Source organism: Streptococcus sp. CF8_Ac1-9, from assembly GCF_024295565.1.
Lineage (GTDB): Bacteria > Bacillota > Bacilli > Lactobacillales > Streptococcaceae > Streptococcus > Streptococcus parasanguinis_X.
Genome location: NZ_JANCOY010000002.1, coordinates 183,858 through 198,337, shown reverse-complemented (window position 1 = coordinate 198,337; position 14,480 = coordinate 183,858). Strand labels below are relative to the sequence as shown.

At 43.9% G+C, this 14,480-nt stretch carries 13 protein-coding genes; 2 read left to right on the top strand and 11 right to left on the bottom strand.

Annotated elements, in window-relative coordinates:
* Nucleotides 1-48: 48 nt before the first annotated feature.
* Entirely contained in the window at nt 49-801 is a 753-nt protein-coding gene (locus NML76_RS04450; protein ID WP_254732807.1) for an ABC transporter permease, read from the top strand.
* 20 nt (nt 802-821) lie between these two features.
* Here the strand turns inward: NML76_RS04450 and NML76_RS04445 are convergent, their stop codons facing one another.
* Nucleotides 822-1,709 (bottom strand): sensor histidine kinase KdpD, encoded by an 888-nt coding sequence (locus tag NML76_RS04445; protein ID WP_049497969.1) that lies wholly within the window; start codon nt 1,707-1,709, stop codon nt 822-824.
* Nucleotides 1,709-2,398 carry a response regulator transcription factor gene (locus tag NML76_RS04440; protein WP_254732805.1) on the bottom strand — a complete coding sequence of 230 codons (690 nt, stop codon included), beginning with the start codon at nt 2,396-2,398 and terminating at the stop codon, nt 1,709-1,711. The genes NML76_RS04445 and NML76_RS04440 overlap by 1 nt, the downstream gene beginning before the upstream one ends.
* 204 nt (nt 2,399-2,602) lie before the next feature.
* Here NML76_RS04440 and NML76_RS04435 point away from each other — a divergent pair, with 204 nt between their 5' ends.
* The gene (locus tag NML76_RS04435; protein WP_023919090.1) at nt 2,603-3,136 is read left to right on the top strand and encodes a hypothetical protein; all 534 of its coding nucleotides are present in this window, start codon (nt 2,603-2,605) and stop codon (nt 3,134-3,136) included.
* 114 nt (nt 3,137-3,250) lie between these two features.
* Here NML76_RS04435 and NML76_RS04430 read toward each other — a convergent pair whose 3' ends face one another.
* The 9 genes from NML76_RS04430 to NML76_RS04390 all read right to left on the bottom strand — a co-directional run bounded on the left by NML76_RS04430 (nt 3,251) and on the right by NML76_RS04390 (nt 14,476).
* Nucleotides 3,251-4,690: a 6-phospho-beta-glucosidase gene (locus tag NML76_RS04430; RefSeq protein WP_023919092.1), complete on the bottom strand. Its 1,440-nt coding sequence runs from the start codon at nt 4,688-4,690 to the stop codon at nt 3,251-3,253.
* Nucleotides 4,691-5,322: 632 nt separating this feature from the next.
* Nucleotides 5,323-5,670, bottom strand: a complete 348-nt coding sequence (locus NML76_RS04425) for a VOC family protein (protein WP_195623411.1) — start codon at nt 5,668-5,670, stop codon at nt 5,323-5,325.
* A gap of 154 nt (nt 5,671-5,824) precedes the next feature.
* Nucleotides 5,825-7,600, bottom strand: coding sequence for a pyruvate oxidase (spxB, locus tag NML76_RS04420; protein ID WP_195623412.1), 1,776 nt, complete (start codon nt 7,598-7,600; stop codon nt 5,825-5,827).
* Between the two features lie 630 nt (nt 7,601-8,230).
* Nucleotides 8,231-10,453 carry a heavy metal translocating P-type ATPase gene (locus NML76_RS04415; protein WP_254732803.1) on the bottom strand — a complete coding sequence of 741 codons (2,223 nt, stop codon included), beginning with the start codon at nt 10,451-10,453 and terminating at the stop codon, nt 8,231-8,233.
* Nucleotides 10,454-10,463: 10 nt separating this feature from the next.
* A complete protein-coding gene (locus tag NML76_RS04410; protein WP_009731652.1) occupies nt 10,464-10,835 on the bottom strand; it encodes a cupredoxin domain-containing protein in 372 nt (123 codons plus the stop codon).
* A gap of 18 nt (nt 10,836-10,853) precedes the next feature.
* The gene (locus NML76_RS04405; protein WP_073949806.1) at nt 10,854-11,249 is read right to left on the bottom strand and encodes a CopY/TcrY family copper transport repressor; all 396 of its coding nucleotides are present in this window, start codon (nt 11,247-11,249) and stop codon (nt 10,854-10,856) included.
* A gap of 421 nt (nt 11,250-11,670) precedes the next feature.
* Nucleotides 11,671-12,303 (bottom strand): SGNH/GDSL hydrolase family protein, encoded by a 633-nt coding sequence (locus tag NML76_RS04400; protein WP_254732801.1) that lies wholly within the window; start codon nt 12,301-12,303, stop codon nt 11,671-11,673.
* Complete coding sequence (locus NML76_RS04395) at nt 12,304-13,152, bottom strand: HAD family hydrolase (RefSeq protein ID WP_254732799.1); 849 nt, start codon at nt 13,150-13,152, stop codon at nt 12,304-12,306.
* Nucleotides 13,153-13,759: 607 nt separating this feature from the next.
* Nucleotides 13,760-14,476 carry a DUF554 domain-containing protein gene (locus NML76_RS04390; protein ID WP_254732795.1) on the bottom strand — a complete coding sequence of 239 codons (717 nt, stop codon included), beginning with the start codon at nt 14,474-14,476 and terminating at the stop codon, nt 13,760-13,762.
* Nucleotides 14,477-14,480: the final 4 nt, after the last annotated feature.

Sequence of the window (14,480 nt, the reverse complement as noted above, 5' to 3'; positions counted from 1 at the left end):
CACCGTCTTGCATTACTTATCCCACATATTTCATTTAGGAGATTTATCATGTTGCATACCATTCAAGCAGATTTTTACAGACTTTTTCGCTCTAAAGGTTTTTGGATTACAGAAGCCATTCTCGTTCTCAACATCCTGTCTGGAGTCATCTTTGGAGCTACCGGCCACGTCGGCGTCAATACGGAATCCAAATTACCCCAAGCAACCGAAGTTTGGACGGGCTTTAAAGCCTTGACCAACTACTCTTCCAGCATCAGTGTGACTATCCTCTTTACCATTATTGTCATCACCTTGGTTCTAGGAACAGACTTAACGCAAAACTTATACAAGAATAATCTGGCCTATGGGGTTTCGCGCACCAGCTACTACTTTGCCAAAAGCGCCGTTGTCCTGACCATTGCCCTCTTCCAATTTCTCGTTTCTTATGGTCTCGTCTTCTTGATCGCGACCCTCTACAATGGACTTGGCACCATGCCAGAGCACTTCCTTGCTCATTTTGGTCTGACCGTGCTGATTCAGTTCCTTGCCACCCTGGCTTGGGTCAGTATCATTTCCTTCCTTCTTTATGCTAGCCAATCCATCACCCTAGCCTTCGTTGGCTACTTCATTGGAAATATCCTCTTAAGTCTACCTGCGCTTTTCTTTAAAGATATTGACATTCTCCACTATCTAAACTTGGAGTTTCAATATTCCATGGTCCAAAGTACGACAGCAACGAACAACACTCTCTCGATTGCCCTTGGATTCATCCTTGTTTTCGGATTCTTGGGACTCGCTACTTTTAAACACAAAGATTTATAACAAAAATGCTTGAGCGGTGCTCAAGCATTTTTTCTTAGTGTAATGGTCAAAACAAACCAGTCTGCTTCCGTCGCCAGTTGCAAGTCGCCGCCTAAGATCTCTACAAAATTTTGAATAATGTAGAGACCCAAGCCAGAAGACTCTTCTGTATCCGACAGATTTTCAGAGTAGAATCGACTAGCCAGTTGGTCTAAATGTTGGATCGGTTGTTGCACAATATTGCGCAATTCGACCCGAATCGTGTCCGCGTCCGACATCAAGGTCAAACGCGCCTGCTCCTTTCCATGTTTGAGGACATTGCTGAGCATATTTTGCAAGAGGCGCTCCCAAAGCTCAGGATCGGTCGCATAATGAAGATGCTCTTCTAGCTCCACCTCTAAGGCAATCCCCGCCTCAGTCAAGCTATCGTAATACTGGAACAACTGCTGGGTCAGGACTTGGCTGAGATCGACGTCTGAAAGCCGAGGCTGAATAGCTCCCTCCATCAAGCGTCTATATTCCAAGAGAGATTCCAGGCGTTTTGAGACGACTTGAAGATTGGAAGCAATTTTCTTCAGCTTTTCCTCTTCCTGCATCCCACCCTTGATGATTTGTTGGGTATAGCCCGATGCAATGGTCAAAGGCGTCCGGATATCATGAGCAATATTACTAATGGCCATATCCAAGGTCTTTTTCTCTTGAAAGGCAATCCGATTGGTCCGCTCGATCTGATCAAAGAGATCACTGACCTGCTTGGTCAAGGCAACCAATTCTTTTTTTGAAACACGTGACGTTAACCGTACCCCACTCCCATTTTGGAGCTTCTGTTGAATCTGCTCCTGCAAATCCTTTAAAGCAGAAAGCAAGCGAACATAACCCAGTCCCAAGAGAAGGACAAGGACGACAAGAATTAGAACTAAAACCCACATTACTTGTCTCCTTTCAAGCGAACACCCAAGCCCCAGACCGTTTCAATATAGTCCTCATCTGGGTCAAGCTGGGCAATTTTCTTTCGAAGATTGCTCAGTTGGGCATTGAGGGTATTGTCTCCAGGCAGATAGACTTCTTCCCAGACCGCTTCATACAATTCTTCCTTGGTGAAAATCTTCTTTGGATGCGCCAGTAAGGTTTCAAAAATTTGAAATTCTTTTTTACCCAAGCGAAGCGTCTGTGCGCCAGACTCCAGTTCAAAGATTTCTGGATTCAGAACCAGATTTTTAAAAGAGAGCTTTTGCGACGCTTGAGCTTCCTGTGCTACCGTCGGTTGATTTCGCAACTGCACCGTCACCCGAGCCGCCACTTCGTCCAGATTAAAGGGCTTGACAATATAATCATTGGCACCTGCAAGGAGATACTGGCTAATGAGGTGTTTGTCTCCCAGAGCCGTCATCATGATAACCGGCACCTGACTCTGCAAACGGATCTCCTCCAGGACCTGGTCCCCATTCTTCCCTGGAAGCATGATATCCAGAAGAACCAAATCAACGGCTTCTTGCTGGAAGAGCCGCAGCCCTTCTGTACCCGAAAAGGCTTGAAGCACCTCATGGTCTTCGCTTAACAAACTATACAAAATTTCTTGGATATCATTATTGTCCTCGATTAATAAAACCCGTGCCACTTGCCTCACTCCTTTTTTCTTTTCTTGCGAAATCAGTTCTATTCCCCTAGCCTATCAAATAAAAGCTCCTTCGTCAATGAAAATCTGACTAAAAGCCTATAGTCCCCAGGTAGATCTGCATGTTAGATCATCACAAGATGAACTTGACGATCCTTTCTTTCAAAGGGTATAATAGGACCAATGACACAATAGGGAGACTCATCTATGAAAAATAATGCTAAAACTAAAATCAGTCTTGTATCCATCCTTGTCATCCTGGGCGTTGCTGCAAGAATGATGCGAGTCATCCACCGACAACAAATCAGGGAGCAAAACAAACAAACCATCCAAACAACTAAAAAGGTTGCAGAGTTTCAGAAAACACTAGACGAGGAAGAAACGAAGAAACGGAACGAAACCTTCAACAAGATTTATAATGAATCCCTTGTTCGGACAAAATTTGAGAACTGGCAAAAAGTCGATGAACTACATGGTTTGGGACAAAGAACTGGGCAATTTTATATCTATAACTTTGAAAAAAAAGAAGAGATTCTCTTAGAGAATACAGATCAAGCATTTGTTCTACCCATTCGAGACAAGAGCAATAACGTCACATTTGAGGCCATCTTTGCCCACAAGGACGGTCAGTGGCACATCATGAAGCCAGACGGAAGTTCTCAGTTGCAACTAGGAGCAGCCAACATTTCCGCTGAATCTAAGTTTGTCATCGAGAACAATGTCTTAGATTACGACCAGTAAATCCGTAATGACTTGGCTAAACTACATACAAAAAGCTTAGAACCCCAGCTTGTGGTTGGGATTCTAAGCTTTTTCGTTTATAGGAGAGAGTCGGCCAGCAAGTACCGAAAACTTTTATTCAACAGAAGCTCCATTGGTCGCAATGACTTCTTTGTACCAATAGAAGGATTTCTTACGGGAGCGCTCCAAGCTTCCCTTGCCTTCGTTGTCCCGATCGACATAGATAAAGCCGTAGCGCTTCTTCATTTCTCCTGTCCCAGCAGAGACCAGGTCAATACAACCCCAAGTCGTATAGCCCCAGAGGACAACGCCATCTTCATGGATGGCCTCCCGCATGGCTTTGATGTGGGCTGCTAAGTAGTCAATCCGGTAGTCATCCTCAATCTCCCCGGCTTCATTTGGTGTATCAACTGCCCCTAGTCCATTTTCAACGATAAATAGAGGCTTTTGATAACGATCCCAGATGGTGTTGAGGGTAATGCGGAGACCAAGAGGGTCAATCTGCCAACCCCATTCTGTGCTTTCTAGGTAGGGATTCTTCAGAGAGGCAAAGATATTGCCCGCTGTTTTTTCCCTTTCAGCTGGATCCCCTGAAGCGACCCGACTGGCATAGTAGGAGAAGGAAATAAAGTCTACCGTGTGTTCTTTCAACAATTGCAGGTCCTGCTCCGTCATCTCAACTGTGATTCCCTGACGCTCCCACTCTTTCTTGGCATAGTTAGGGTATTCCCCACGCGCCTGCACATCGATAAAGAAATAGTTCTTACGATCTTCTTCTAGACCAGCCCATACATCCCGCGGAGCACAGGTATGCGGATAGTTTTGCCCAGCTGCCAACATACAGCCGACCTTGTTGTCAGGATCAATCTCATGGGCTAGCTTGGTGGCAATGGCTGAAGCGACCAATTCATGGTGAGCCGCCTGGTATTTGACTTGCTCCTCATTCTCCCCTTCTTCAAAGCAGAGACCCGCTCCCATAAAAGGCGCATGAAGGATCATATTGATTTCATTAAAGGTTAGCCAGTATTTGACCAAGCCCTTGTAGCGAGTGAAGAGGGTCCGGCAAAGACGTTCATAACATTCCAACATCTTGCGACTACGCCAACCTCCATACTCGGTAATCAAATGCATGGGACAGTCAAAGTGGGTAATGGTCACCAAGGGCTCAATGCCATACTTGCGACATTCCTTAAAAAGATCTTCATAAAACTGTAGACCTGCCTCATTCGGCTCTAGTTCATCTCCTTGTGGGAAGATCCGAGACCAGGCAATGGACAAACGATAGGTTTTAAAGCCCATTTCCCCAAAGAGAGCAATGTCTTCCTTGTAGCGATGGTACATATCAATGCCATCCTTAGCCGGATAAAAATAGCCCTCTTCAAAGTCAAACATCTTTTTCTGACCCGTAATAATGGCGTGACGATCAGGCCCAATCGGCACCACATCCACATTGGCCAAGCCACGGCCATCTTCATTATAAGCTCCCTCACACTGGTTGGCAGCTGTCGCCCCACCCCAAAGGAAACCATCTGGAAATTGAAGTTTGTCGGTCATCTCTCTACCTCACTTGATTTGATAGTTCTATTATACCCTTCTCTTTCCAAAAAATCCTACAAGATCCTATGAAAAACTAAACCTATTCTAAGGTTATTTCTGTTCACGTGCAACACAAAAAGGCCGGATGGCTCCGATCTTTCAGAATGTATACAAATTGTTTTTCACCTAATTTAATATCGGCTTTTCTGAAAAATAAGAATGATTCCTTTTTTTTAATCGTAAAGAATAAACTGAAACTTTCCGCCGTGAGAAAAGTGCTAGAAACACTATTGTTTCTAGCACTCGGGAGTTTTGAGAGTAAAACAGTTCGGGGAACTGTTTTAGCCTGAGCCCAGAAATTGAAAAGCGAAGGGGCTTAAAACTAATTGAACACTGGCTGCGGATTGTGTCAAAAAGATAAGTTCTCCTAGAATCGAAAGATTCTGCGTCAAACTTCCTATTTTGACTTTATCCGCAGACGCCCTTTGCATCTTGATTTAGTCATGGAACTTCTTCGAAGTTCGCTGACGTCCGTATTCACATAAGGAAAGTTTCAAAGAAGACTTTGTCTTTAATAAAAAAGACCGGATGGCTCCGATCTTTTTAAGTTCTACTCCAAGAACGTTTAAATTTTTTGATAATAGAATTACCTACTTCATACGATAAAAATCAATCACTAGACCTGCTGGACCACTTACTAGCAGGGATTCGGTTCCCCAATCGGTTACAACTGGACCGTTCAAAACCTGGATACCAAGCTCTTTCAATCGTTGGTAGTTCTGGTCTACATCCTCAACTTCAACGTGAAGAATGATTCCTGACTGGAAATTTTCCAAAGGAACCAAATGATTTTGTGATAACATGAGACAGTGACTGCCAATCGTGAACTGAGCAAAACTGTCGTCAACATAATCGGCTTTTTTATCCAAAATACGCTCCAAGCTAGCACAAACTTGGGTAACATCTGAAACGATAATATCTAATTGATTTAAATTCATTTCTTATCCTCCACAAAAAGACCGGATTGCTCCGATCTTTTCAAGTTTCTCTCTATGAAAATCAATGAATAAACAAGGCATCGAACCGCAGACAGTACTGGAGTACGGCGAGGTGAAGATAACGCAGTTTACATTTGATTTTCCACGAGAGGAATTATTTGATTGCGCGTGATTGCAACCCTTCTTCTTCCAAGAAGAGGCGGAATGGTACGAGTTCTTCTGCTTCGTATTTTTCCTTGAAGGCTTTGATTGCTTCTTCTGAGTGTTGTTTTGGATCCAACTCAAGAACTTCTACTGGAAGTGGACGGTGTTGCGTGATGCGAGCATCGATGACAACTGTCTTACCTTCTTTGTTCAATTTAACAGCTTCAGCAACGACTGCGTCGATGTCTTCGATACGGTCAACTGTAAATCCAATAGCTCCTTGAGCTTCAGCGATTTTCGCATAGTCAGCATTAGGGAAGTCACAACCAAACAAGTGTTTGTTTGTGTCTTCGTATTTGTCCTTGATGAAGGCATATTTACCATTTGAGAAGACAACGTTGATAACTGGAAGGTCGTATTGAACGTTTGTGATAACGTCTGGGTAGCACATGTTGAATGCACCGTCACCCATGATGTTCCATACTTGGCGATCTGGATTGTCTTTCTTAGCAGCGATACCACCAGGAAGGGCAATACCCATTGTCGCAAAGAGTGGAGATGTACGCCACATGTTCTTAGGTGTCATGTGAAGGTGACGAGTAGATGTTTGAGTAGTGTCACCTACGTCGATTGAGTAGATAGCGTCTTGATCAGCATGTTTGTTGATGGCATTGTATACTTGGTACAATTGAAGCGCACCCTCAGTTTTGCCTTCGAGTTTGTTCATGTAGTCGCGCCAGTTTTGGTTGTTCTTAACGTTTGCACGCCACCATGGAGTAGACTCAACTGGATTCACTTTATCAAGGATTGCTTTGGCTGCTTGACCTGCATCACCAAGGATTGAAGCGTCTAGGGCATGACGTTTACCAAGTTTGTAAGGGTCGATATCCACTTGGATGAATTTTTCAGTGTTCTTAAATGCTTCGTATACTTCAGCAAATGGGAAGTTTGAACCAAGGAAAAGAACTGTGTCTGCTTCAAAGACCACTTCGTTGGCTGGTTTCCAACCAACACGGTAAGCAGAACCTGTCAATCCTTCATAGTTCCATTCGAAGGCTTCAAAGTTTTTACCAGTTGTAATGATTGGTGCTTTAATCTTGCGTGACAATTCAGTGATGACATCACCCGCACCAACTCCACCGAAACCAGCGTAGATCACTGGACGTTCAGCGTTGTTCAAGATTTCAACAGCTTTATCGATTTCCACTTCGTTCAAGGCAGGAGCGATAAAGTGACGTTCATAAGAACCTGATCCGTAGTAAGAGTTTTCGTCAATTTCTTGGAAACCAAAGTTTACTGGAATTTCAACAACGGCTGGACCTTTTTTAGAAACGGCAGCACGGCAAGCTTCGTCGATTACTTTTGGTAATTGTTCTGCGTAAGCTACACGTTTGTTGTAAACAGCGATACCGTTGTACATTGGGTTTTGGTTCAATTCTTGGAAGGCATCCAAGTTCAATTCGTTAACTGGACGTGATCCAAGGATAGCAAGGAATGGAGTGTTATCCATAGCTGCATCGTAAACACCATTGATCAAGTGAGTCGCACCAGGTCCACCTGAACCAACTGCAACCCCGATAGAGCCACCAAATTTAGCTTGCATAACCGCTGCAAGAGCACCAGTTTCTTCGTGACGAACTTGCAAGAAACGGATATCTTTGTCTTCAGCCAAAGCGTCCATAAGTGAGCTAAGTGTTCCAGATGGGATACCGTAGATCGTATCTACGCCCCATGTTTTCAATACATTAAGCATTGCTGCAGATGCAGTAATTTTTCCTTGAGTCATTCTAACTCTCCTTTAATTCTATTTTGATCCCTTAAAATGCAGCATAGCGCTTCTACTTCATCTTTGCGATCATCTCGCCTTGAAAATGAGTTTTTTCTGACTTTTCTCATGAAAACGATTTACAAAACGATTACAGTATTAATTTATCACAAAGAGATTCACATGTATAAGGATCTGCTCAGAGATGCTCAATCCCTATTCCATAACAGATCCTCTTTTTGAGAAATTTTCACAAACTATCCTACAATAGGGTTTTATACTATATTTTCTTACCTGCCCTTTTCCCTTAGAGCTGTAAGGAAAGATAAAAAAGTACTACAGAATGCTGTAGTACTCAAATTGAAGGCAAAGTATTTTTAAAAAAACTTTCCTTAGGTGAGTACGGACGTCAGCGAACTTCTTCGAAGTTCCATGACTTAGTTTTGAGCCTAAGGTCTCAAAACTACCGAGTGCTTGAAATGATAATGTTTCAAGCAATTTTCTCACGGCGGAAAGTTTTTGGTATTTCTTGATTCAATCTAAAAATTGGAACTCATTTTTCTTTCTTCGTTGAATCACTTAACTTATATTACTTAAAAAGTTTTTCTACATTTTAAGCGATACTGCATGCTATACCACTTTTTATTTTCTTTAATCAATCTTTGCGACATTGAGGAGCAGAGAGCTAGTCAAAACAGACAAAGAACTAAGGGCCATAGCAAGACCTGCTAGTTCTGGATTGAGGGTCAATCCCAGTCCTACAAAGACTCCAGCAGCAATTGGAATCCCAAGGATATTGTAGATAGAGGCCCAGAAGAGATTGAGTAAGATCCGACGGAAGGTCTTTTGACTCATGTCAAAGGCGCGCACAACGCCAAGCAAATCATTTTGCGTGAGCACGATGCCACCGGACTCGATCGCAATATCCGTTCCAGATCCCATAGCGATCCCCACATCTGCGATCGAAAGAGCAGGAGCATCATTGATCCCATCTCCGACAAAGGCGACCTTGCTAGCTTCTTGCAGTTTTTGGATGGCGCTAGCTTTTTCTTGAGGAAGGACATCAGCAATGACGGTGTCAATTCCCACTTGCTTAGCAATAGCTTGGGCCACCCGTTCATTATCCCCCGTTAACATGACCGTTTTCAAGCCCCGTTCTTTGAGCTTTTTGATCGCTTCTTTTGAGCTGGCCTTCGGAGCATCTTGAATGGCAATCAAGCCAATCACTTGCCCATCCACAGACAAACTGATCACTGTTTTAGCCTGCTCTTGCAAGTCTACCATCCGTTTTTCAAGCTCCGGATCCATCGCTGTCCCGTCATGAAGTTTGCCATTTCCCAAGGTCACCAACTGCTGGTCGATCTGACCTTGGACCCCTTTTCCTTCAATCGCTTGGAAGTTTTCCACAGGGGATAACACCAAACCTTTTTCTTCTGCTCGTGATAAGACCGCTTGCGCTAGGGGATGTTCTGAAAAAGTTTCAAGACTAGCAGCCAGTGTCAAGACACGCGCTTCATCTCCTACAACATCGGTTACAAGTGGTTGGCCAATGGTAATAGTCCCTGTCTTATCAAATACAACGGTTTGAATCTTTTGCACTTCTTGAAGAACTGTTCCATTTTTAATCAGAACCCCCATCTTGGCACTACGGCCGGTTCCGACCATCAGGGCTGTTGGGGTTGCTAAACCAAGGGCACAAGGACAGGCAATAATGAGGACAGAGACTGCATAGAGCATGGCCTCTTGAAGCGACGCGCCCAGAAGCACGGACCAAACCCAGAAAGTCGCAATGGCCAAAATCGTCACCACTGGAACAAAGATACCTGAAATCTTATCCGTCAGATCTTGAATAGGAGCACGACTGGATTGGGCCATTTTGACAAAGTCCACAATTTGAGATAAGAGGGTCTCACTACCGACTTTTTCAGCCTTAAAGAGAATGGTCCCATTGCTGTTGATAGTGGAGCCAATCACTGCATCACCAACTGATTTTTCCACAGGTAAGCTTTCACCTGTCACCATCGACTCATCAATGGTCGTACTTCCTTCTACAATCGTCCCATCAACTGCGATCTTTTCCCCAGGACGGACCCGAATCAAGTCACCAATTTGGATATCTTCTGCCGCCACCTCGACATAGTTCCCATCACGGAGAACTTGAGCCGTTTTTGCCTGCAAATCCAACAATTTTTCCACAGCCTCGGAGGCATTGTTACGCATCCGTTCTTCAAAGATTTGCCCTAAGAGGATAAAGAAGATGATAAAACCCGCAGCCTCAAAGTATACTGGCTGACCAGTAAAAAGGGCAAATACACTATAGACATAGGCTACCAGGGTTCCAAGAGCTACCAAGGTATCCATATTGGAATGGTGCTTCTTAAATGAGGCCCAGGCACTCTTGATAAAAGGAACTCCTGCTACCAACATGATCGGCGTTGTCGCTAGAAAAGTCCCCCAGCGACTGACTGAATGGGAGACAAATCCTGCCATCATCCCGATCATCAAGATCAATAAAGGAAGAGTAAAGATACTAGTAATCCAAAAGCGACCCAGTAAACCTAAGACACGACGGCGTTTTTCCACAACCGTGTAGGAACCCTTTTGCATCTTCATTCCACATGAAAACTCGAAGTCCCCTGTTTCTGTCGGGGTAAAGGATATCACCTTATCCACACCGACTTCCAAAGGCTCTAAAATCCCCTGATCTTCAAATAAAATTTCCTTGTAACAGCCGGAAGGATTGACCCGATGGAAGGTGATTTCAGCAGGGATCCCTTTTTGAAGTTGAAATTCCTTTGGACTATAGCCTTTTTCTGCTGTAATACGGATCTTTTGCACTCCGTTTTCCACAACTGCTTTTTGTTTTTCTACCATACCTACTCCTTTATTCCACAATCATGTGACCATGCATCATGTTCATTCCACATGAATACCCATATTCGCCCGCTTTTTCTGGCGTAATTTCAATGACATGTTTTTCACCTAAAGGCAAATCTTCATGAACGCCAAAATCTGGAAAGATCACTTGAGCCAGACATGAAGATGGATCCTTGCGATTAAAGATGATCCGGGCTGGAACATTCTTTTTCAGGACAATGGTTTCAGGCGAATAGCCCCCCATGACTTCGACTTCAATTTCTTGATAACCTGATTTCTGACGAGCGTGGCCGCTTACCTTTTCATGCTCTGCAAAGAACCACCAAGCAATAAAAGCAACCAAAAGTAAACAAACAATACTAATCAACAATCCAAACATGGAATTTCCTTCTTTCTATTACATACAATTGCAAGGGACTGTTTCGACAGCCTCTGCTTTCTTTTCTTCCAGGACCTGCTGCAGCTGATTAAGATCTGCAAGCGTAAAGTCACTCTCCTGAATCAAGTTTTCAAGCACCTGGACAATTCTTTTTGAGCAAACCTTGTCTTTCACCTCCTCAACCACCAAGTCTAAACTCTGGTCCTGCTTCAACAAAGCCGAGTAGACAAAGGCTTTGCCAGATTTTTCTCTGGTCAGACAGCCTTTCTCCACCAAGCGCGTCAAGAGGGTCTTGATGGTCGACTTCGACCAGTCAAAGCGCTCGGACAAGACGGCGATCAAATCCGTGCTGGTCTGCTTGCCTTCCATCCAGATAATCTTCATGATGCGCCATTCCGCATTGGAAATTTGCATGGCTTCTCCTTTCTAAATCTACATTTGTAAATCTTATGATGCTATTCTACTCCTAAGATTTACATTTGTCAACCAAAAAGACAAAAAATTTTCCTCTTGGAAATAGAGGAAGGGTGACAATCTGTTTTTACAAAAAATCATCTAAGGAAATCTAAAAAGAAATAGAATTGATTTCAATTATAAGAACCATTCAAATATTTCCTGAAACTATCCGCCGTGAGAAAAGTGCTAGAAACACTATTGTTTCTAGCACTCGGGAGTTTTGGAACCTTAGGTCCAAAACTAAGTCATGGAACTTCAAAGAAGTTCGCTGACGTCCGTACTCACCTAAGGAAAGTTTTTAAGAAGACTTTATCTTCGATCTGAAATTTTTCTTTGAAGATTTGTCTGATTGGGCTTTTTTCGCTCCCTATTTTTGTCTCTATAATATCTCCTGCAGAGCTTGGGCTAGGATGCGGTAACCAGCCACACTTAAATGGAGGCCATCTGTCGTATAGGCTTCTGCCAACTGCCCCTTTTCATCCAATAAAGACGAATACACATCAATATAGCTGACCTGGTGGTAGGCCTGGGCCAATTCGCGATAGGCCTGGTTGAGGGCCTGAATTTTTTCATTGGTCCGCACATAGACCTTTTGTTTGTAGCGCTCATCTCGACTCACCGGTAGAACCGAGATCAGGTTGATGTGGGTCAGCGGAAAGTCCCGCATAATTGCTTGTAAGACCGCTTCTACATTGTCTAAGGTTTCCTTTTGAGGAAATTCTTTTCCGATATCATTGGTCCCGATCAAGAGAAAGATCTGATCCACCGCCGTTCCAAAGACATGGGCGTCTAGATGCTCACGAAGGAGATCCGTCTTATAGCCTCGCACTCCTCGATTGACCATGTGTTTGGGACTTTGTAATAGTTCATGAATGGGGAAATACTCCACGATGGAGTCTCCGATAAAGATCAAACCAGGCTCCTTCAGAGGGGCTTGATTAAGTTCCCGATAGGTTGTTATGATTTTCTCCTGCTCCTTTAAGAGCCAGTCTTCTAACAGTTGTACCGCCATCTAATTCTTTCCTTTCACTTGTTCCCAGGGGGTCAATCCTAGATACTCTTCGATCACCTGGTAGACACCACCTTCTTGATGGCTAGGCGCTAGATGATTGGAGACAGCTTTGACAGCTTCTTCTGCATTAGCCACAGCATAGGAGTGACCTGCCATTTCAAGCATTTCGATGTCGTTTCCGCTATCCCCAAAGGCCATGACCTGGCTGGCATCAAGCTGCCACATCTCCATTAATTGAGCCAGACCCCAGGCCTTGTGAATGCCTGCTTGTAAGAGATCCATGCTGCCAAAACCGCTCGAAACCGCCATCAGCTGATCTCCAAAAGCTTGCTGGACTTCCCGACACACTTGATCAAGACGATCCAAGCCAACCACCAAACTCATTTTAAGCACCTGATCAAATAGATCTGCTGTCAATTCCGGGACAAATTTCATCCGCTTGTACAAGGCTTCAATCACTTCCGGCTGCATGAATTTCTCAACTTCTGTAAAGACTGTGCCTTCCTTAGCAAAGCCACCATTAACAGCTGACACAACCAGCTGGTCCGAAATTTCCCGCCCCTTAAAATAAGTAAGAACCGCTTCTACTAGCTCTCGATCCCAGAATTTCCCAAGAATCATCTGGTCATCCTCAAAAATCCGAGCTCCATTGGCTACGACTAGGGTCACCCGTTTGACCAAAGGACCCAAGAGCTGGCGCATGCGATGGAATTCATTTCCCGTCGCAATGACAAAGCGAATCCCTTTTTGATCCAAGTGGTCCAATAGCCTTTCCAGACGCGGAAGATCCACCTCACCTCGCTCATCTAATAAGGTTCCATCCATATCTGTTGCAATTAGTTTGATCATAACTCACTCACCCTTCACCTTCGAAATGAATCCAATCTTCACTCCTGTTTCTTATTTTATCACATTTAAAAGAATTCCTTTCTTTTAGGAGCACCTCCATTTTTCTAACAAGACTACAAGGGCAAGCAAAAAAAAATAACCAGTCTTTACCGGTTAGCTTTAGAATGAGACAAACTATTTTAAAGTAAAATAAGTTAATCGATTCTAAAAGTAAGTAAAAATGAGTTCCTATTTTTAGAATGAATCAAGAAAATACAAAAACTTTCCGCTGTGAGAAAAGTGCTAGAAACACGATTGTTTCTAGCACTCGGAAGTTTTGGGAGTAAAACAGTTTAGGAAACTGTTTTAGCCTGAGCCCCAAAAACGAAAAGCGAAGGGGGCCAAAACAAATTGAACACGGGCTGCGGATTGTGTCAAAAAGATAAGTTCTCCTAGAATCTAAAGATTCTTCGTTAAACTTCCTATTTTGACTTTATCCGCAGACGCCCTTTGTATCTTGATTTAGTCATGGAACTTCTTCGAAGTTCGCTGACGTCCGTACTCACCTAAGGAAAGTTTTTGATATGACTTTGTCTTAAATCTGAAGCTCCTGCTTAGCTTCTATTTTTTAACCAACAAAAGCCCAAATAATGGCAATCAGAACTGCTGGAAGGAGATTGGCGACCTTGATTCGTTTGCCCCAGATAAGATTGATCCCTACACAGAGAATGAGGCTGGAGCCAACTAGGGACAGATTCGAAAGGGCTTGTGGAGTCATGATCGGTGCGATCAAATGGGCCAAAAGCGTTATCAAGCCCTGAAGGATCACAAGTGGTACCACCGCAAAGATTGCGCCCTTCCCTTTTGAAACGGTCAAGACCAGAACGATAACCATATCGAGAATAGCCTTGGCCAACAAGGTCGAGGTGTCGCCTGTCAAGCCATCCTGGACAGCTCCGACCACCGCCATAGCCCCGATACAAATGGTCAAGGCCGTGGTCATAAAGGCATCGACAAAGCTGGTATCGCTTTGGTTGCCCGTCTTTTCCTTCAGCCAGCTTCCCAGGCGCTCAAAGCCCTCCTCAATCTTCAAGAGTTCCCCGATAACGGTCCCGATCACTAGACTCAGAATCAACATCATACTTCCGTGACTTTTCACATGACTTCCATGCACCACCAGCATCTTTTCCAAGGTCCCTGCAATGCCCAAGACAAAAACAGCAACTCCTGTCACTTTCAGAAGGGTCTCATGAAAATCTTCTGACAAACGTTGACCGATGAGCAATCCTAAAAGCCCACCAAATACGACCCCTAAGGCATTATAGAGGGTCCCTAAACCGATCATTTAC